The sequence below is a fragment of the Shewanella violacea DSS12 genome, assembly GCF_000091325.1.
In the GTDB taxonomy this organism is placed as follows: domain Bacteria; phylum Pseudomonadota; class Gammaproteobacteria; order Enterobacterales; family Shewanellaceae; genus Shewanella; species Shewanella violacea.
On record NC_014012.1, the window covers coordinates 2,205,974 to 2,226,676 of the forward strand.

General features: G+C 44.9%; 18 protein-coding genes. 2 read left to right on the top strand and 16 right to left on the bottom strand.

The window, feature by feature from the left end; translation table 11 throughout:
* The first annotated feature begins 129 nt into the window (after positions 1-129).
* Positions 130-3,501: a PKD domain-containing protein gene (locus SVI_RS09040; RefSeq protein WP_041419824.1), complete on the top strand. Its 3,372-nt coding sequence runs from the start codon at positions 130-132 to the stop codon at positions 3,499-3,501.
* 82 nt (positions 3,502-3,583) lie between these two features.
* Here SVI_RS09040 and moeB read toward each other — a convergent pair whose 3' ends face one another.
* The 12 genes from moeB to SVI_RS09100 all read right to left on the bottom strand — a co-directional run bounded on the left by moeB (position 3,584) and on the right by SVI_RS09100 (position 14,901).
* Positions 3,584-5,005: a molybdopterin-synthase adenylyltransferase MoeB gene (gene moeB, locus SVI_RS09045; RefSeq protein WP_013051199.1), complete on the bottom strand. Its 1,422-nt coding sequence runs from the start codon at positions 5,003-5,005 to the stop codon at positions 3,584-3,586.
* Positions 5,006-5,301: 296 nt separating this feature from the next.
* Positions 5,302-5,733, bottom strand: coding sequence for a Mov34/MPN/PAD-1 family protein (locus SVI_RS09050; protein WP_013051200.1), 432 nt, complete (start codon positions 5,731-5,733; stop codon positions 5,302-5,304).
* Between the two features lie 64 nt (positions 5,734-5,797).
* Positions 5,798-6,703, bottom strand: coding sequence for a PLP-dependent cysteine synthase family protein (locus SVI_RS09055; RefSeq protein ID WP_231847819.1), 906 nt, complete (start codon positions 6,701-6,703; stop codon positions 5,798-5,800).
* 294 nt (positions 6,704-6,997) lie between these two features.
* Positions 6,998-7,264: a DUF2897 family protein gene (locus SVI_RS09060; protein ID WP_013051202.1), complete on the bottom strand. Its 267-nt coding sequence runs from the start codon at positions 7,262-7,264 to the stop codon at positions 6,998-7,000.
* A gap of 56 nt (positions 7,265-7,320) precedes the next feature.
* A complete protein-coding gene (gene kdsB, locus SVI_RS09065; RefSeq protein WP_013051203.1) occupies positions 7,321-8,058 on the bottom strand; it encodes an 8-amino-3,8-dideoxy-manno-octulosonate cytidylyltransferase KdsB in 738 nt (245 codons plus the stop codon).
* A gap of 215 nt (positions 8,059-8,273) precedes the next feature.
* Positions 8,274-9,344, bottom strand: a complete 1,071-nt coding sequence (kdnB, locus tag SVI_RS09070; protein ID WP_041419825.1) for a 3-deoxy-alpha-D-manno-octulosonate 8-oxidase KdnB — start codon at positions 9,342-9,344, stop codon at positions 8,274-8,276.
* 71 nt (positions 9,345-9,415) lie between these two features.
* Positions 9,416-10,600 (bottom strand): 8-amino-3,8-dideoxy-alpha-D-manno-octulosonate transaminase KdnA, encoded by a 1,185-nt coding sequence (gene kdnA / locus SVI_RS09075; RefSeq protein WP_013051205.1) that lies wholly within the window; start codon positions 10,598-10,600, stop codon positions 9,416-9,418.
* Between the two features lie 197 nt (positions 10,601-10,797).
* Positions 10,798-11,415 carry a carbonate dehydratase gene (can, locus tag SVI_RS09080; protein ID WP_013051206.1) on the bottom strand — a complete coding sequence of 206 codons (618 nt, stop codon included), beginning with the start codon at positions 11,413-11,415 and terminating at the stop codon, positions 10,798-10,800.
* A gap of 373 nt (positions 11,416-11,788) precedes the next feature.
* Entirely contained in the window at positions 11,789-12,625 is an 837-nt protein-coding gene (locus tag SVI_RS09085) for an alpha/beta fold hydrolase (protein WP_013051207.1), read from the bottom strand.
* Between the two features lie 103 nt (positions 12,626-12,728).
* On the bottom strand, positions 12,729-13,391 hold the full coding sequence (locus SVI_RS09090; protein ID WP_041419826.1) for a M15 family metallopeptidase: 663 nt from the start codon (positions 13,389-13,391) through the stop codon (positions 12,729-12,731).
* Positions 13,392-13,396: 5 nt separating this feature from the next.
* Positions 13,397-14,527, bottom strand: a complete 1,131-nt coding sequence (gene dapE / locus SVI_RS09095; RefSeq protein ID WP_013051209.1) for a succinyl-diaminopimelate desuccinylase — start codon at positions 14,525-14,527, stop codon at positions 13,397-13,399.
* Positions 14,524-14,901, bottom strand: a complete 378-nt coding sequence (locus SVI_RS09100) for an ArsC family reductase (protein WP_041419827.1) — start codon at positions 14,899-14,901, stop codon at positions 14,524-14,526. Before SVI_RS09100 ends, dapE begins: the two co-directional genes overlap by 4 nt.
* A gap of 562 nt (positions 14,902-15,463) precedes the next feature.
* Here SVI_RS09100 and SVI_RS09110 point away from each other — a divergent pair.
* Positions 15,464-17,143, top strand: coding sequence for a KAP family P-loop NTPase fold protein (locus SVI_RS09110; protein WP_041420286.1), 1,680 nt, complete (start codon positions 15,464-15,466; stop codon positions 17,141-17,143).
* A 218-nt stretch (positions 17,144-17,361) separates the two neighbouring features.
* On the opposite strand, the gene crr is transcribed toward SVI_RS09110, so the two are convergent.
* From crr to SVI_RS09130, 4 genes are all read right to left on the bottom strand, one after another.
* Positions 17,362-17,871 (bottom strand): PTS glucose transporter subunit IIA, encoded by a 510-nt coding sequence (gene crr, locus SVI_RS09115; protein WP_013051212.1) that lies wholly within the window; start codon positions 17,869-17,871, stop codon positions 17,362-17,364.
* A 72-nt stretch (positions 17,872-17,943) separates the two neighbouring features.
* The gene (gene ptsP, locus SVI_RS09120) at positions 17,944-19,659 is read right to left on the bottom strand and encodes a phosphoenolpyruvate--protein phosphotransferase (protein ID WP_013051213.1); all 1,716 of its coding nucleotides are present in this window, start codon (positions 19,657-19,659) and stop codon (positions 17,944-17,946) included.
* Between the two features lie 46 nt (positions 19,660-19,705).
* Entirely contained in the window at positions 19,706-19,963 is a 258-nt protein-coding gene (locus tag SVI_RS09125; protein ID WP_013051214.1) for an HPr family phosphocarrier protein, read from the bottom strand.
* 47 nt (positions 19,964-20,010) lie between these two features.
* The gene (locus tag SVI_RS09130; RefSeq protein WP_041419829.1) at positions 20,011-20,397 is read right to left on the bottom strand and encodes an ACT domain-containing protein; all 387 of its coding nucleotides are present in this window, start codon (positions 20,395-20,397) and stop codon (positions 20,011-20,013) included.
* Positions 20,398-20,703 lie beyond the last annotated feature (306 nt).

Below are 20,703 nucleotides of genomic sequence, written 5' to 3' on the forward strand. Positions count from 1 at the left end.
ACCAGCACTACGAATATAAGCGGCATGGGCAGCTAGCTCTAATAAGTCGCAGATCAAAAATAGTGGGTTCAGAGGCCTCATAAGTGGTCCGCCACGTTAATTTAGCCTGATAAAAGCGAGAATATAATAATGATAAAAACTTTCAAAGGTGGTGCTATCTTAACTGCACTGACCCTATGTGCAAGTTTGCCTGTAGGGCATGCTTGGGCTGGGCAGTCAGTCAATAAGATCAGCCAAACCGATAGCAATCAACAAAAAAATACCATGTCGAGTTACCTAAAGGCCGGAGGTCAGGTCTGTGGTACTGACAGCAATGGTCAAACTTGGGTGCCGAGTCCTAATGAAGGATTATTTTTCGGTGCGAGCGAACCAAAGGGACAGCCACTGTCTCAGTCAAAAATGCGCGCTAGCAGTCCAGCTAGTGCCTCTGTAGGCACTACATCTATTGGAACTGTCGATCAGGGTGAGTATATCGTTCCTGTGGTATTTCACATATACGGTGCAGTACATAACTGTAACTCAGGTGGATCTTGTGTACCTGACAGCCTTATAGCCAATGCACTAAAGAGATCAAATGAAGATTTCCAGGGACTCAATACTTTAGATGGACCTATCGCAAATCAATTTCAAGCGATAAGAGAGAACATGAATGTTGAATTTGTGCTTGCTCAAATCGATCCTTGGGGAAACCCAACCAATGGTATAGTTAGACATGGCGAAGCCACGGGTTACGGTAATTATGACGCGCCGAACGATGCTGCCAGAGCCGCGAAAGATGCCGAAATCTCTGGAGATGCTTGGGACAACTATCGCTACATGAACATCTATATCATGAATGATATAGATGGCGATGGCGCCACTAATAACTCAGGTGTTGCCTGGTATCCAACCACAGCTATGTCTGATGCTGGTCTAGCTCGAGTGATCTATAACGGTGCTTATCTTGGCACGAATACAGATGAAAACTTTCGCTCCATTTTGACTCATGAGTTCGGCCATTGGCTTAACTTACCCCATGTATTTGACGGTAATCAGTGTAATACAGATAACGATATTTTCTGTTCTCATACGGGAGATCGCGTCTGTGATACCCCGCAGATGAGTAGCCAAACTATGGCAAATAATGCTCAGAACTGTTTGGGGGAGGCGACTAATACCGAAAACTTCATGCATTACACTGATAATTACGCCATGTTTACCCAGCAACAAGCCCAGCGTATGTATGGTGCCTTGAATCATCCTGCCCGTAAGACTCTGTGGACAGATGATAACTTAATCTCTGTGGGACTAAGTGCTTATACATCGAGTGTACCGCATAACTGGGATGGTTCGGGTGTCGATGCACCACCAAAAGGTACGGTATTGATGGAGTTACCTGGGCTGTCGGCCTTAAAAGGTGAAATCAACACTTACACCATAGACTTGCCAGTGGGCACTGAGGTGATGGCTGTTTACCTGGATGGATTTTCTGAAGATCCCGATTTGTACTTAAGATACGGTCAGGCGCCTAGCTATGATGGTACCAACTGGACTTATGATCTTCATTCCTTTAGCTCAGCGGGAACCCCCGAGTTTATCGGTCTGGTTGGTCCTAAGACTACTGGGACTTATCACATCACCATAGATGCTTTCTCGGCTTATACCAATGCCAGATTGATGGTGGTTGCTATGGACGATCCGACTCTATGTAATGGCTGTGAGCGTGTGATAGCCATCGAGGAAACTAAACTTGCCGCGCTTAAAGGCTCAGCGCCTAAGCACTATAGTTTCACGGTTCCTAATGACGCAACTCGTGTCATGGTTGAGATCCCGTCAGGTTACGGTAGTACACTGCAAGGTGGTCCAGATCCGGATCTCTATGTCAGTCGTGATATTATCCCGACAACCTCAGTTGCCGACTGTAAGCCTTTTGCAGCTCCAGGCATGAGAGAAGTCTGTGAATTTACTGGCGTCGATCTCGGTGGCACTTATAACATTATGATCGATGCATTTCTCGATTATAGTGAAGTGACCCTCAAAGCCGTTTACGATCATCCTGTAAGTACGAACGCACTGCCAACAGCTCAGGCCAACGGACCATACTCGGCAACTTTAGGCGCTAGCATTAACTTCTTCAGCACTGGTTCAGCGGACTCAGATGGCACGATAGCCAGCTATAGCTGGGACTTTGGTGACGGTAATACTAGTACTCAAGCTGACCCGGTTCACACCTACGCAACTGCTGCGACCTTTAATGTGACCCTGACTGTTACCGATGATCTTGGTGGTACAGCCAGCGTAACGACTACGGCGGCCATTACCAGCTCAGGTGTTATGGAGCTTAAAAATGGCGTACCTCAATCAGGGGTTACAGCTAATACAGGTGAATTTGCTAAGTTCTTCATCAATGTGCCTGCTGGAGCCACAAATCTTGTGATCAAGATAAGTGGTGGAACTGGGGATGCGGATCTCTATACTCAATCGGGTTCAGAGCCGACAGATAGCAGTTATGCGTGTAGGCCTTATCTGGGTGGTAATAGTGAAACTTGTACCCAAGCTGCTCCTGCTCAAGGACGCTGGTATGCAAACCTGAAAGCCTATAGTACCTTTGCTAATTTGACCATAGTGGCGAGCTTCGATACCGGAACGGCTAATGTCGCACCGGTCGCTAATGCTAACGGTGCTTATGCCGGCAATGTGTCTCAAGTGATTAACTTCTCGAGTCAAGGTTCTAACGATTCCGATGGCAGCATTGCAAGCTATGAGTGGAATTTTGGTGACGGCAGCGTGAGCACTCAGGCTAACCCGACCCATGCTTACTCTGCAGCTGGTAGCTACACGGTGACACTGACGGTTACCGATAATGGCGGCTTGACTCATATGAGTACAACTTCAGCCAGTATCAGTGCTTCTTCGCAGAACACGGCTCCAACAGCCATGGCTAATGGACCTTATAGTGGAGATGTGAATGCTAACATTAGCTTCTCCAGTCAAGGTTCTAGCGATGCTGACGGCACTATCGCCAGCTACAGCTGGGCATTCGGAGATGGTACTAGCAGCACTCAGGCTAACCCAAGTCATGCTTATGCGAGTGCAGGTAGTTATACAGTGACTCTTACTGTGACTGACGATCTTGGCGCCATAGGCACCAGTGTTGCCGATGTTACTGTATCTAGTGCACCGGTTAATGGCCTAGTCAATGCTTGTGCTACTCAAGCACCGGTGGATTATATCGAAGTGCAATCTCCTAGCCCAATCTGTGTCACTTCGGGCAGTGATATGTATTTCTATTTTTACGCCGATGGACTAACCAAAACCGTGATCCGTACTCAGCACGGCGGTGGTGATGTGGCGCTGTATTACAGCAACACAGGTTGGCCGACCAGTTCATCCTACACTCAGTTATCAAACACCTCAGGTAATACTGAATCGATAACAGTCAATGGATTAGCAAATGGATGGCACTACATCATGGTTGGCGGTAGCCATTCAGATGTGACACTCAAGGTAGATATGCAATAATTCCTAGGTAATACAGGGAAAACCTTAACCGGCATGGTGAATCATGCCGGTTTTTTTATGCTATTTTTGCATGGATTATCCGTCAATAACGGGTAAGACTCTGATCTACCTTATCTATCCAAGCTAAGATGCCTCCCTTGAGATTGGTTACCTTGTTAAAACCTAACTTAGTCAGCTTGGCGCACACCTTAGCCGAGCGTCCGCCCATTTTGCAGTAAAAAACCAGCTCCTTGTTCGGGTCTAGCTCAGGGATATGAGCATCGATATCTTGCATGGGAATAAATTGACTACCTGCTAACATGCATATTTCCCGCTCGAAAGGCTCTCTGACATCGATTAGAATCACGCTCTGCTCTCTATCCATCCAAGCCTTGAGCTCTTTGGCTTCTATCTCTTTATAGGATTTTTCATCAGTGTTTTGAGAGAGACCGCAAAATGCTTGATAGTCCATGAGCTGAGTAATTGTTGGGTTCTCACCGCAAATGGGGCAAGCAGGATCTCTCTTTATCAGCAGAAATTCAAAATCCAGGGCCAAGGCATCGTATAGGACCAGACGTCCTGAGAGTGAATCGCCGATATTGGTGATCATCTTGATGGCTTCGGTGGCTTGGATGGAGGCGATGATGCTAGGTAATACTCCGAGTACGCCGCCCTCGGCGCAGGAGGGCACCAGACCTGGCGGAGGCGGTTCAGGATAAAGGCAACGGTAACAGGGGCCGGCTTGATAATTAAATACACTGGTCTGGCCGTCGAAGCGAAAAATACTGCCGTAGATGTTAGGTTTATTAAGCAAGACGCAGGCATCATTGACCAGATAGCGGGTAGGGAAGTTATCAGTGCCATCTATGATGATATCGTAGTTATCCATGATCTTAAGTGCATTGTCCGCAGTGAGGCGCTCGGGATAACTGGTTATGTTTATGTGTGGGTTGAGCCGCTCGAGGCGCCGCTTAGCTGCATCGACCTTAGACTGGCCTATGTCATCGACACTGAACAGTACTTGCCTCTGCAGATTTGATTCCTCAACGACATCATCATCCACCAGACCCAGATGACCCACTCCGGCAGCGGCTAGGTAGAGTGCCAATGGGCATCCCAAACCGCCTGCACCTATGATCAGTATGCTGGCATTTTTCAGGGCTTGCTGTCCTGGTACCCCGATTTCCGGCAAGAGGATATGCCGGCTATAGCGGCTGAGTTCATTGGCCGACATATGAGTGTCCAAAGAGCTGCCGCCGGCGATGGCCGGGACGATTCTTATTTCACTGCCAGATTGGAGTTTAGTGTCCAGGCCCTCTTGCTGGCGTATATCAACCTTGTTGTGATACAGGTTAACAAAATTTCGTAAGTTCCCCGTGTCATCTAAGATCTGAGGTTTAATGTCCGGGTAGCGCTTAAACAGTTCAATGAGTGCGTCTTTTACCGTTAGGGCATCGAGCTCTATCTGTTTGTTATTGTCGGTAAATCGACGCAGAGGGGAAGGGATCTTGATTATCATCTTCATGACTACGGCTCCATTATCATCTTCATGACTCGTGCTTCATTAACATGTCTTTTTCATCTGATTCGGGCAAATGTTCTTGATTGTCATCTTCATGGCTGTGACTTCATTAACATGTCTTCTTCATCTGATTCGGGCAAGTGATCTTGATTGTCATCTTCATGGCTGTGACTTCATTAACATGTCTTTTCCATCTGATTCGGGCAAGTGTTCTTGATTATCATCTTCATGACTCGTGCTTCATTAACATGTCTTTTTCATCTGATTCGGGCAAGTGATCTTGATTATCATTGTCATTATTATAACTGCGACTCTATTAGAATATCCTCTCCATCGAATTGACTGTGATCTTGCCTGAGCTGCCAGGAGCGATAACTGCTTACCTGACCCTCCAGAATAGAGATGATGATGTAACTCAGACCTGGCCAGGCATGTGAGCGGTCAAAATCCGAAGGGTCATGGCTATGATCCGGATGAGAGTGCACTATGCTGATGATCCTTAGACCCTGCTCATCGGCCTTGTCCTCAGCGTCTTGATACTGCTGGGGGTCGATGAGAAAGCGACGTCTCTTCTCCACTAAGCTGTTATGACAAGGTAGGTAGTAACAGGCCTTAGACAAGGTCGTTTCTTCCTGTGTACCTGTGATGAATCCACAGCATTCGTGGGGGTAACAGGTTTTGGCATGGGCTAAAAATTGGGCTTCGATCAGTCTGCTGATTGCTATGCTCATCTAAGTACCTCTGGCTCGTGCGAATCGTTAAAAATGTGTTTGACGTATATATTCCAATCAGCTCTCATCGCTGCCACAGACCTGAGCTGAAGTAGCGTTCACCTAAATCACACAATAGTGTGGTGACAACCCCAGAGGTCAGGCTCAGCATTAATTTTTCACTGGCAGCAAGATAGGCACCGGAAGATTGACCGAGGAAGTAGCCATGACCCGCCATTTTTTGGCTCATATCTTTGGCTTCATCGGCACTGATATCTATCCATTCATCCACAAGGCTGGCATCAAATATCGCTGGTATGATGTCATCGGGATGACCCAAGGGCTTTAAGCCTTCTATACCTGGCCAGACTTGAGGTCTAACCCCGACAATACGTATATCGGCGTTGGTTTGTTTTAGGCGTCTGGCGATACCGGTTAAGGAGCCACCTGTGCCGACACCACAGACGAAGTGGGTGATAGCTTGTGGACTTTGGTGTAGCAGCTCTTTGGCTGTACCGTGAAAGTGGGCCTGGACATTGAATTGATTGCTGTACTGATCGCAGTAGAAATATTTATCCCTCGACTCGGCGTAAATATCTCGTACATGCCGTAGTGCCTGATCGTAACCTTCTAAAGGGTCTGTCTCTATGAGCGTTGCGCCATGGGCCTTGAGGCGAAGTTTACGCTCGTTACTGGCATTACCTGGAATGACTATGGTGACTGGAAAACCCAGTGCGGCACCTATCATGCTGTAAGAGATACCAGCATTGCCGCTGCTGGAGTCGAGTATGGTTTTCCCTGGTGTTAGCTCACCTGATTCGATGGCATGTAACAGCATAGCCTTGACTGGTCTGTCTTTAAGGGAGCCGCCAGGATTAAGCCACTCGGCTTTGGCAAATAGCTTGATACTATCTGGTGTTTGGCTCAGAAAACTCAGGTCCAGTAGAGGAGTATTGCCAATCATCTCCAGTAGCGTCATGTTGTGTCTCATTATTGACTCAGACACACATGAGTATAGTGCATGAGACTTAAAATCTGAGCTAAGGGCGTATTACAACTTATATGGGATAATGGATAACAGCTGTGTTAGAGCTAGGTTTTTGAGCCGACTTTAGTATGTTTTTCTGAGCAAAGCGCAATGTCTGACCCTAGGGGAATCTAGAATTATTGGGGGATACTTGTGGTGAAGTGAAGTGAAGTGTTTAACTGTGGCGCTTAACTAGAGGCGCTTAACTAGAGAAACTTATGCAGAGGACCTTATGTAGAAGAACTTATGTAGAAGAACTTATGTAGAGGAGCCTGGTTTATCATCTGCCTTGGTGTTCTCACCTTTAAGCGGATTATCAGTCTTATCTGTTGCATGAGCCGAACTCAGATCCGATGGGCTAGTGTCTGTCTTAGTGTCGCCCGGCTTCTTGGTTTTGGCACTTAACTTGGTATTTTTACCGAACTGAGTCATTTTAAATTTAGCACTGTATTTGAGCACAGCAAAATTACTGGCTATCACGCCAAAGACAAGAATGACGATGAGCCAAGTTTCAAGATTAGACATAAGAATCCTTAATCAATGTTCTCAAAGGAGAGCCCACATGGTGGGCTTTACCAAGATTAATCTACCGCGAGTCTGGCTTCACAGATGCGGATATCTTCTGGGGTATCCACCTCAGGAGAATCGAAGGCACTGATAGCGACTTTGATCTTATAACCATGTTCCAGAGCCCTGAGCTGCTCAAGCTTCTCAAGATCTTCTAAACGGCCTAATGGAAGTTTAGCAAAGGTAGATACAAACTTTCTGGTATAGGCATAGATACCTAGATGTTTATACACAGGGTATTCGTTGGTGTCACGGCCGAAGGGAATACGAGCACGGGAAAAATACAGTGCATTGAAATCGTTATCGAACACCATCTTGACGTGTTTAGGATCGTCGAGTTCACTCTTTTCGGTGATCTCAAAACCTAAGGTAGCCATACCGAACTCACCGGGATGACGTTCGAACAGGCTGATGATCTGTTCGATTGAAATCGGATCGATCAGCGGCTGATCGCCTTGAAGATTGACGATAAGATCATCATCTTTCAAACCCAATTGGGTAATGGCATCTTCAATTCTGTCGGTACCAGAGGCGGCTTCCGGGCTGGTCATTACCACTTGACCACCGAAGGCTTCAACAGCGTCCTTGATGCGAACATCGTCAGTTGCCACATAGATGGAGGTCAGGCCTTTGGCTAATGATGCACGTTCAACAACATGCTGGATCATCGGCTTGCCGTTAATCGGGGCTAGTGGTTTTCCTGGAAAACGACTTGAACCATAGCGTGCCGGGATTAACAGGGTAACATTCATGGGATTTACCTATCATTTTACAATTCTAGTTCAATAGATGAGGGCTCAATTGAGCCCTCATTAGTAACATGCTGTCATATCAACATAATGACATAGGATGATAAAAAAGCGCAGTCAGCATCTCATTAAATTATGGGATGGTAGCAAGCCTTGTCAGCATCTCATATGGTTACATATGACGACAGAAGAGAGTGCTCTCAGCACTCCCATCATGATTACATGCGACGATAAAGTGCTGTGAGCATCTCATCGGTGACTTTTTCTTCCCAGCTTGGACCATAAACATTTTCCCATAATGGGCCCATGCTCTTAGCCACTTTAACCATCTTAGCGATAGTCTCATCAGGAAGATCTTTACAGATCCCTTTAGGGATAGTGATGTTATGTTTTGCGATCATGGTACGGAACTCTGCAACCCCTTGAGGGTAGAAGTCTTCCAGTACATCGAAGGCGATACAGTTGCCGATACCGTGATGATAACCCAGTACATAACCTAAGCCGTAAGACACTGCATGGCAGGCTCCAACTTGGCTATAGGCAATGCTCATGCCGCCCATGTATGACGCCATCATCAACTTATCATCTTTCTCTTCATGATCGTCGATATAGACTTGACGACAAAGATCCATAGATTTTTCTGCAAAGGCCTTGGCAAACTCATTGAGGAAGGTGCCCTCAAGTGATTCTACACAGTGGATAAAGCAATCCATGCCTGTATAGAACCATTGATCTTTTTCGACTCCGGCGATAAGTTCCGAGTCCATAATGATCTGATCGAATACCGTGTGATCTGAGTTCAGACCCAGTTTACGCACAGGACCACACAGGACTGCGGTGCGTGAAGCTTCGGCGCCGGTACCCGAAATAGTCGGGATACCGATATGATGAATAGCCGGGTTCTTGATAAGATCCCAACCTTGATACATGGCGCTGCCACCTGGGTTGGTTAGCATCAAAGATACGGCCTTGGCCAAATCCAGAGTCGAACCACCGCCTAGTCCAACCACACTGACAGGAAGCTTGCCGTTGAAGGCTTGTACTTGTTCGGTAAGGGCATCAACTTGCTTAGTCGATGGCTCATCGTCAACGTTGACATAGATAAGCAGGTCATGACCTTTAACTGGAACGCGAGCCGCGAGTGGCTTGTCCTGATGGACATCATCCACAAGAAATACCACGAAATCTTCTTCAGTCTTACGCTCTTCGCCCAATACTTTATCAAGATCGACGAATGAACCGCGTCCAAAAATCATTTTTGGTACGCATTTGAAATTTTTAAAACTCATTACAACATTCTCCGTTGAAATGTGAGATTGCGCCTCCATTGAAGGCGCAATAAAGTATGGGTCTATGCTATTTAAGCAAAGGCTTTCTTAATGTTCTCGATACGTTGAGCAATCTCTTCTTCGGTCCAGGAGAGTTTAATCAACATAGAGATGGTCTTGCTCATGATGGCATCAGACTTAGGTACCAAGACTTTAGTATAGTCAGGACGGTCGTCAATTAATGTGATCGGCAGGGCAGAGCAAGATTTAAGCTCTTGAATGTGCTTCCAATTGTTCAGGTAGTGCCAGTTGTTGATATACCAGTAGAAACAACCGTCTACACCATTTTCGGCTAACTTCTTGTTGATCTCTATGGTGCGCTCTTCTGTTGGCATCATAAAGGTTAGGAAGCCAGCTGAGTCACCCTCTGCATCGGGAAGTTCACGGAAAGTCACTTCAGCGATATCGCTAATGGCATCCTTGATGATCTTCTTATGCTTACGTTGGATCTCTATGATGGTATCAAGCTTACGCAATTGCGCTAGGCCCATGGCTGAATTCAGCTCAGAGATACGGAAATTGAGACCCATGATTGGATGGTCTTCAGCGCCGCGGTCGTTGCCTACATGGTCGTGGCCATGATCCGAGAACATGTGAGTGTGATTGTAGATGGTGTCACTGTTAGTGATAACGGCTCCGCCTTCACCACAGGTGATGGTTTTAACCGAATCGAAAGAGTAACAACCTACATCACCGATAGTGCCAAGGGCCTGACCCTTGTACGTGCCACCGATAGCCTGACAAGCATCTTCTAGCAGAACAAGATCATGCTTTTCACAGACGGCTTTAATTTCATCCATCTTACCCATAGAACCACACATGTGAACTAAGTTAACTGCTTTAGTTCGCGGAGTGATCGCCGCTTCGATGCCTTCAGGAGAGAGACAAAGCGTCTCATCTATCTCGGCAAATACCGGGATAGCACCAGCCATAAATACCGCTTCTACAGAAGCTACGAATGTAAACGGAGGCACGATAACCTCATCGCCTGCACCAATACCAGCCGCTGCTAGGGCTGTTTGGAGCGCTGCTGTACCGCTTGAAAGAAGGTGAGCGTGCTTCACATTCATTTTTTCACAAAGCAACTGCTCCATCTCACGCGTTTTCCAGCGGTCATTACGCATATGATCAAAGTTATAACGGAAGGTAAAACCGTTCTCCATTACGTCTGCAACTTCTTGCTTCTCTTCAGGACCAAATAATTCAAAACCGGGCATGGAAATTTCCTTAGAATTCGCTGCGCTTATCTGCGCGAGAAATAAATCATAACTGAAGATTATAACTGGGTTAGACAGGGAACTGCGATGTTTATTAAGGATTATTTAATTAAAAAAGTAAGATATTGGTGAGATAGGGCAAAGCGTGTACATCAAGCCCCTAAATTTTAGCGAATTTAAGGGCCGATATGGTCAGACTATTCGATTCTGTCTTTGAACCGTTCGTTATCGACGGTGACATCTAGATCTGACAGTAAGCCATTTTCGACACTGTAAATCCAACCATGAACCGAGACATTATCGCCTCTGGCCCAAGCATCTTGCACGATATTGGTGCTACTGACATTGATGACTTGCTCGATGACGTTGAGTTCACAGAGACGATCGAACTTTTCATTTTTCTCGAGTTTATCGAGTTCTTCGCTATGAAGTCGGTGAATATCTCTGATGTGTCCCAGCCAGTTGTCTATGAGTCCGAGTCTTTTCGTGCCCATAGCAGCTTTGATACCGCCACAGCCATAGTGGCCGACAACCATGATGTGTTTAACTTTTAGCACTTCCACCGCATATTGAAGCACAGATAAACAGTTGAGATCTGTGTGGATCACCATGTTGGCGATATTGCGATGAACGAAGACCTCACCTGGCATAAGGTCAATGATTTGATTTGACGGAACTCGGCTGTCTGAACAGCCAATCCATAAATATTCTGGGTTTTGCTGCTTCGCCAACTGTTCAAAAAAATCAGGCTTCTCTTGTAAGATACGTTCGGCCCAGCGGCGATTATTATCAAATAGGGGTTTTAGTATTTTCATTTATTCACAGAAATTAAGTAATTAAGAGTCGTTTTTGACGATAATGCATTCTAGCATCGTTTGTTAACTTTGGTGGTCTATTCAGTAAGGTACAAGCTTAAACTTAATTAACCATTAACTGACAGGATTAATTGCCTGTTAATCGAGTCTATTTACCCTGAAGGTTTACAGGGGCTATGTTGACGCTATGAGATCTTCCTGCAGGGCAAAGCAAGCTGTTAAATTCTACCAAGGTTTTCATATTGGTATTTAGTCTAGATAGGCAAGGATATGGGGAAGTGATTTGAATCTGGTCAATCATATTGGTAGGCAAGCTTTCCCTACCAATATGATGAATGATTCATTTATCAAGTGTAGCTATTTATCAGGTGTGCTATTTATCTAAGTGCTTCGTGAGGAACTGACTCAGCTGTTGATTGACAAAATCTGGCTGTTCTAGACTCGAGATATGACCGGCATTGGGAATATTAATAAATTCACTGCCATTGATGGCATCGTGCATTAAATAGCTCTCTAAAACCGGTCGTACTGTGTCTTCCAGACCTGTCATTATTAAGCAAGGCAAGGTCAATTGTTCCACATCATCCAATGTGTCCCGGCGACCGAAGATAATCTTACCTAATCGGCAGATACTCTCGATTCGTCCCGAGTCTATATCGGCGAGAGACTGCTTAAAGGTGTTAAACAACTCAGGATTATCCTGTGCGACATTCTTGGCGAAATAGAGTGGGGCTATCTGCTCGATAAGCGGTGCAGGAACACCTTGTGCCTCTTTGATGATATCCAGCATAGCGTAATACTTAGCTCTGGCGACTTCAGGTTCATATCCGATGAAGCAGTTCATCATGACTAAAGCTTTTACACGGGTCGGTGCGGCGAGTGCCAGCTCTGCGCCCCACATTCCTCCGACAGATAAGCCAATCACAGCAAAATCATCTATGGATAGACTATCCATCAACTGCAGCATCTGCTGACTGATATCTCGTAATGAGTGGGTAGAATCAGGCAGAGGGTCTGACTCGCCATGTCCCCATAATTCAGGCACGATACAACGATACTGTTTTGACAGATGCTCGATTTGAGGAGTCCACATTCTAGAGTCCCAAAGATAACTATGGCCGAATAATAGTACCGGACCCGTGCCTATATCTAAGTAACTAAGACGCTTGTTATCTATGGTTATCTGCTTTCTTGCGGATGAAAAATTCATATTTCCTGCTGTGTTCATTAGTAATGAGAGTTAGATTTTCGTTAGGTATAAATTGAACCAGTGACGTTAACGTCGCGTTATCCTAGTGCCTAGTTTAGCGTTCCTATTCAGGAGGCGGCGCAACCTTAAACACATATTCTTGTGTTAAAGCAGGCAGGCGTGACAGGATCTCATCTTTAAATATGATGTTTGAGTCTATGAGTGCCTGCTTTAAACACTCGACATCGAAATTATCTAAAATACCCTTGGATACCGGGTAGTAGCTCAAGTGCCAAGGCTCTGGGCTGACGCCGCTCAATCCTTGCTGAAAAGGAAAGTAAAAACCAAATTCAGCAGCATGTTCAAGCAACCAGAGGTGAAGATTGGCACAAGGTCCACCTCGTGAGTATTCAGCGGTTACCAGTTTTAAATCATCTTGTTTGATACCAGTAGCATCAAAGACATCGATATCCGTTCCCCAGTGATGGCGTGAGGCGCCGGGCAGGGCTGACCAGAGCAAGATCAGATCTATGATCTCATCGGCAGATTTACCTTTCAGGCTAACCGCTCGCGACTTAAGATCTAGAACAGGGCGTTTACCACTGGCCTTGCTGTTCCAAATCTTAACTTGTCTTTTGAAATCGCGGTGACCGGAGCAGAGCTGGAGTGTAACCCCATAACAGTCGGCGGCACGGGCCATCTCAATGAAGGCATCTCGGGTTCTACGTTCGAGCTTCTGACCTTGATGTTCTACTAATTGGCTTGTATTAAGGCCATAGGCCGCCATGGATTTTAGCAAAGTAATTTTTCCAATATAACTTCATAGCAAAGTGCTAGTTGTTCGATATCATCCACTTTTACGCACTCATTCACTTTGTGAATAGTGGCATTAACTGGACCCAGTTCTATGACTTGTGCGCCGGTTGGCGCGATAAAGCGTCCATCAGATGTACCACCTGTGGTTTGTGGATCTGTATCTGTGCCAGTGACTTGCTTGATGGCTTCTCTGGTCGCGTCCAGCAGAGGCCCGTCACCGGTGAGAAATGGCAGGCCGTTGTAGACCCAGCTGATATCGTATTCTAATCCATGGGCATCTAAGATATTGAGCACACGTTGGATAAGAATATCGGCGGTGACCTCGGTGGAATATCGGAAGTTAAACATAACTTCTAATGCCCCAGGGATCACATTCGATGCACCTGTACCGCCATTGATATTGGCTATCTGGAAGCTGGTGGGCGGGAAATATTCATTGCCCTTGTCCCAATGCATCTTGGCCAATTCATCTAAAGCCGGCATCGCCTTATGGATAGGATTGTCCGCAAGGTGAGGGTAGGCCACATGGCCCTGAATGCCATTGACGGTTAAGTTACCCGTGAGGCTGCCTCGGCGACCATTTTTGACGATATCACCGAGTTTATGAGTCGAAGACGGCTCACCGACCAGAGACCAAGTTATCTTCTCATCTCGGGCCTCTAAGGTGTCGATGACGCGAGTGGTACCGTTGATGAAAGGTCCCTCTTCGTCACTGGTGATCAAGAAGGCGATGGAGCCTTTATGATCCGGGTTTTTCTCGACGAAGCGTTCGGTCGCGACCAACATGGCGGCCAGTGAGCCCTTCATATCGGCGGCGCCGCGTCCGTGGAGATAGCCATCGATAACCACAGGCTCGAAGGGCGGTGTGTGCCAGCGATTGAGATCGCCCACTGGCACCACATCGGTATGGCCAGCGAAGCAAAATAGCGGCTTTTCAGTGCCGCGTCTGGCCCACATGTTGGTGGTATCTTCAAACACCATAGGCTCAATATCGAAGCCTGCTTTAGCTAACCTGTCGGCCATTAACTGCTGACAGCCTTCGTCTAGTGGTGTGACTGAGGGGCGAGAGATAAGATCTTGCGCTAGGGTTAATACATCCTGACTCATAGGTTAAACCAGGCTTGATATTCGGCTTCTTTAAATCCTACCTGCACTTTATCGGCAGCAACTAATACGGGTCTCTTGATCAGCGTCGGATGGGCAAGCATCAGTTCGATGGCCTTGTCCTGATCGATATCAGACTTGTCGGCATCGGACAAGTTTCTAAAGCTGGTGCTGCGTTTGTTGAACAGAGTTTCCCAGCCCGCCATGGCAACCCAGCTAGTGAGCTGGTCTTTGTCGAGTCCATCTTCACGAAAGTCATGAAAAGTCACTTGAGCTTGGTTAGCCTGAAGCCATTTTCTGGCTTTACGTACTGTATCGCAGTTTTTTATGCCGTAGAGGATCAAGGTGGTTACTCCATTTTTAAAGCAGTTGTTCATGCCTATGTTATTTGTATTACTTGGCAGGCTAGCTCACCAGGGGCATGAATAGATATTTGCACGCATTGTGGCATTGCCTTGCGAAGGACTCAAGCATCTAGTGCGCTTACGAGTAAATAGCATAAACAAGATTAATATTTTATCGAAAATAGCTCGGTGAGCAGTAAATGCCCCTAAAAGTGAAGGTTTCGCGGATCTGGTTAACCATAATTATTAGCGAGTATCGGTTTTTTAGCTTTATTGACTTTTTTTTTGGAATTGACGTGCAGGATCATGCCAAGCATAAATCAATACCCAGTGCTGTCTTGGTAGACCTTATAACCCAGCACGAAGGAGCGTCAGAGGTGTTGGTTGTACTAGCTGCTAATGCAGGGTGAATACTGTGAGTAACTTTATAGAGTAATGCTTTGAAAGTAGTTGCTAGTGATTATGACTTTAAAACGTTCGACGGCTCAGTACATATTGATTCATGATAATAATTAAGTGATTGTTTTGACTTATCAAATAAGCAGTTGTTAGTATTGTTGATATGTGTGCAGGTTCAATAATTATCGAGGTTATAATGGCTGTGAATGTAAGTTTAGATTGGTCTGCTTCCTTAGAAGGAACCGATGACAAAGGTAGAGCATTTACTTTTCCAGAGGACAAGTTAGACAGACAGAAATATGCTGAATTTATTGTTAGATTCTTAGCTGACCAAGGCTATAACAGCACGGAAGGCACACCTCATAATTATGTTCTCAACTTAAACTCTGAGTGGGGATCAGGTAAGACTTATTTCCTTAAGAGATTATCCGAAGATCTGAAAGACTATTACCCAACGGTCTACATTGATGCCTGGGCACAAGATTATTCAGAAGACCCATTGATGACTGTTATATCTTCAATGATTAAGCAGCTGAGAGTACAAGCTGGTAAGAGCGAAGATGACCCACTATTTAAAGCTCCTAGAAAACTCGTTGGATTGCTCAAAGCTGTAGCCCCTGCAGTTGCAAGAGGCCTTAGTAAAAGGTACTTAGGAATAGACCCTGCGATGATAATGGATGCTGCAGATGAAACAGGCCTAGAAAGTGAAGAGCTGGATGATAGCGGTAAGCCGATAGACATGGGGATAGCAGCTTCGAATTTGGTAAGCCATCTTATTAAAGAGCATGACGCTAAAGCTAATGCGATTGACAGTATTAAAATCAATGTCGAAGAATGGGTTGAAGCAGTCATTAGTGCTGATAATACCGAGCACACTAAAACTGAAAAGCGAACTTATCCAGCATTTATATTTATAGATGAACTTGATAGGTGTAGACCTAGCTATGCTGTAGAAATGCTGGAGACAATCAAGCATATCTTCGACATTCCTGGAGTTGTTTTTGTCGTAGGTACAGATACTGAGCAGTTACAACATGCTGTTAAAGCTATTTATGGTGAAGGGTTTGATGCTAGGAACTATCTTGGTAGATTCTTTAATAGCCGTTTTACCTTAAGACAACCTAGTTTTGATGATTTGCTAGAGGTACATTGCGATTTAAATAAATTATCAGGTGCTCACTTTAGTGACTTAGGCATTCAGGTATGGCCTGAGAATGATGCTCCCCAAGATAATATAGCTAATATAACGGCCGTGTTGAACTGTTTTAAGTTGTCTGCACGTCCAGCAATTCAAATTGCAGATAGAGTTATAGCTACAATAGGTAATCTTCCTCGTGGGAGTAAAGTTGACCTACTCATGCTAACTATATTGCTTTGTATTAGGGAGAAAGATGAGGCTGTATATGATGATATTGTTGGCTATGGAGATTTTAAGAGAGCAGTAAAAGATTATGATAGTAAATTACATCTTAGTGAATTCATGCAAGTAGTGTATGAAAATGAAGAAAAAGTGCAATTGAACTTCAATCCAGTAGAAGTCGCTCCGACATTCTTTACAACCATTCCCAATACCTATATTGAAACTCAATACTCATTAGATTTGAAAGATTATTTTAATTTGTTCAGTGACTTCTTTGATTCTAAAGACATTACAGACTTGATGTTTTCAAGTAGACAGCAAAAATCTGATCCTTTGTCACAAATAGCTAACGAACTAATAAATTATCAAAATCGTAGAGATACGAAAGATAATAAGAAAATAATAGGTAAACACTGGGGGGATTATACTTATTATTTGGGAAAATTCGATAAAGTTAAGGTCAAAGATTACAAAGACCTTGTAGAGCTATCGTCTTCACTTGACTGGCTTGATTAATCACTTCCTATCTTAAGGCCATTAATCGAAGGGGTTGCACATACCATCTTATGATAACCATATGTTTAAACAATGGTTTATTAAAACGTGAGACCTCTAAATATTGCTTCTCTTAATTATGAAAGGTCATTTTGACCTTTGTCTTACATTTTTTAGATAAAAACCGTCTCTTTCAAGACGGTTTATTTTGGTGCTAAGAAGGCTAAATTTATTACGGATTAAAGCACTACGGTGAAGATGACGTCCTTACCGGCTTCGATGGAGCCTTGTCTCTTATCCAATGATTGAATGTCTTCCATGTTAGCCAGAACAACAGGAGTCAGTAGACTCTCGACTTGGTCTTTAAGGTAAGCGAGATCAAATTCTAAGATAGGCTCTCCCATTTTGACTTCCTGGCCTTCTTCAGCCAAGCGTTTGAAGCCATTGCCACGTAATTCCACCGTGCCAACGCCAAAATGGACGAAGAGTTCTAGCCCTTGTGGAGACTCTATGCTGAATGCATGATTGGTCTCGAAAATCTTTCCTATGGTGCCATCGATAGGAGCAACAATCTGTTTGCCCTTAGGATTGATGGCTAACCCGTCGCCAACAATTTTTTCGGCAAACACCACATCGGGTACTTTTTCAATTGGGACTATCTCGCCTGAAACGGGGGCATATACATCTATGCCTCCCACTAGGTCGGTTTGCCCTGACATTAATCGTCTGATACGGCTTAAAAAACCCATTTATTATCCCCTAGTACAATTTTTATCTTATTGTTATTACGCTTGTCATACCTGCATACTGAATAATATCGGCTAGTTACAGTGTGACACATAATCATTTAATTCATCTAATCTTTGTAGCGATAATGCTTGTTGGCTCCACTGAGAATACGTGTCCAGACTGTGATTGCGCATTGAAGACTTAAGTTCCAGTAAAGAGGATGGGCTAACACTGAGCTCATCCAATCCCATGCCGACCAAAATGGCGGCAACATTGGGATTCGCGGCGAGTTCACCACATAAAGAGGTCGGTATCCCGGCGGACTTAGCCGTGTTAATTGTCATCTTGATGAGAGCCAAAATTGCTGGCGATAGTGAAGGGTAAGCCTTAGTTAACAGTGGATTAGTCCGGTCTGCAGCCATGGTATATTGGGTAAGGTCGTTAGTGCCTATGCTGATAAAGTCGAGTCTGGATAGCATAGAGGGCAGGTTCAGCACTGCTGCTGGTGTTTCAATCATTATGCCATAACTCAGATCGCCATAGCCTTGTTCTTCATCGACCAACTCAGTCTTACAGACCTCTATGATGTCGAAAATGGTGTCTAGCTCTTCCACTTGGTTGATCATGGGAAACATTAATCTGATCTGACCATGATTGGCAGCCCTGAGTACGCTTCGTAATTGCGTCTTTAGTAGTTCTGGATGAGCGAGTGAATACCTTGCACCACGTAAACCTAAAGCCGGGTTGTCCTCTGCTGGCAGGGAAAGACAGGGGAGCTCTTTGTCGGCGCCTATATCTAAGGTTCTTATGGTGAAAATTTTCCCGTCTAACAGCTGCAAGGCATCACAATATAGCCTGTATTGTATTTCTTCCGTCGGCATTTCGCTGGCGTTCATCAACATAAACTCGGTGCGAAATAAACCTATGCCGTCGGCGCCAACATCGGCTAAGTGACGTATTTCACTTAAGCATCCAACATTGGCTAATAGGGTCACTCTGTGTGAGTCTTGGGTGACCATGGGCTGGTCTTTGTATTTCAGTAACTGAGCTTTTCTTAATTTATCCTTTTTGCTTAGCTGTGTAAGCTGGGTCAGTACATCTGAGTCAGGATTTATGTGTAAAACACCAGAGAGAGCATCGAGGGCTATGGCTTGATTATCCTGTAGCGACTCAGCTTCTTCACTGATGTCAAAATCACAATTGAGCATGGCCGGGATCCCAGCACTCCTGGCCAGAATAGCAGTATGGCTGGTTAGCCCGCCGGTTTTCAGGACGATACCGTTAATCTTATCCAGAGGCAGTGTGGCAAATTCCGCTGGAGTGAGATCGTAAGCGAATAAAATTGTCGGTCCATGGAGGTTTTGTAGATCATGTTGGATATTGCCGTTAATTACCGATATTAAACGACTGGCCAGACACGCTATATCTTGAGCTCTGTCTGCAAGATAAAGGTCTTCCATGGCTCTTAACTGATTAGCATGTTGAGTAAAAACACGCTCCACGGCGACACTGGCGGTAAATTGCTGGTCGGCAATAGATGTTTGTAATTGTGCGATAAGCTCTTCGTCTTCTAACAGTAAGATATCGGCTTCAATTAACTGATAATTATCACAATCTGGGCTTAAGCTCTGCAAGCTGCTTGTCAATGAGGTGACAAATTGTGTTATTGCTGAAGAGAGCTTGGTTTGCTCGGCGGGGATTTGTCCTAAGGGCAATACCCGATAATCCAGCTCGGTGTTATGTTGCTTAAGTATTCTGGCTTGACCGAAAGCGACACCCGATGACACAACAATTCCAGAAATGGACATACTGTTTTCCTATGAACAAATAGCTTGATGAAGCGTTTAGAGCTATTTAGCTTAGTGTGATTAAAAGCTCTGAGACTTTTTCAACGGCTTGCTCGGCTTCTTCACCTTCGGCAAATACTCTGACTGTGACACCATTATATAAGCCCAAAGTTTGCAGTTTAAACAAACTTTTAGCACTGGCTTGCTTACCGTTACACTCTACTAAGACATCACATGTATAGGTCTTGGCTTCTTTAACCAGTAGCGCTGCGGGTCTGGTATGAATACCGTGAGTAGCCGTTATAGTGACTGATTTTTCGTACATAGCAAGAACTCTTAAATGTGGAATGGAGGGACTGATACCAACCGATACTAATATTCGATTATGATAAAGTTCTTTTTCTTTAATGCTGTGATGGCTTCCGCTAGTTTGTCTTTTTTTACTAAAATATAATCGGTATCGAAGGTTGATAGGGCAAATATGCTGATATCAGAATCTGCTAGGGTCCCGGAAACACTGGAGAGAATCCCTGTCATAGAGAAGCCCAACGGGCCTATCACTTCCAGGCAGCGCCAGCCTTTTTCTTCTTCTATGCTGTCCAGTGTCAACTCTGCCGGAACGACAACGGATAGCTCATCTTTGGTTTTTCCTACAAAAAACATCTCTTGATGAAAAATTTCTGGGGCTATGGGCGCATCTGGGCTAAAGCTATGTATGCTGTAGACTTGAGAATGAACCGCTAACGTCATTCGCGCCATGATAATTCGTTACCTAATATTTGAGATTAGAGTCAGTAGATTAGCATAGTTTTGTTTAGTAAATCTTTCCTAAACATGCATTTATCTATTATAGCTAAGTATGTTTCTTGGCTTATGTGAAATCAGTTATCAGTCATAGTCTGGTATCAAAGATAAGCTTACCTTAGTGGCAAAGTATAGAAGCTAATAGGTTTATGTATAAACTAGGGCCTGTGATGCTAACCTTTTAGGGGTAAATACCGACGCCACATAGACAGGGTATCTCTAGCCTTGGTGCATATACAAGACTGCCACTCTTTCATCGGA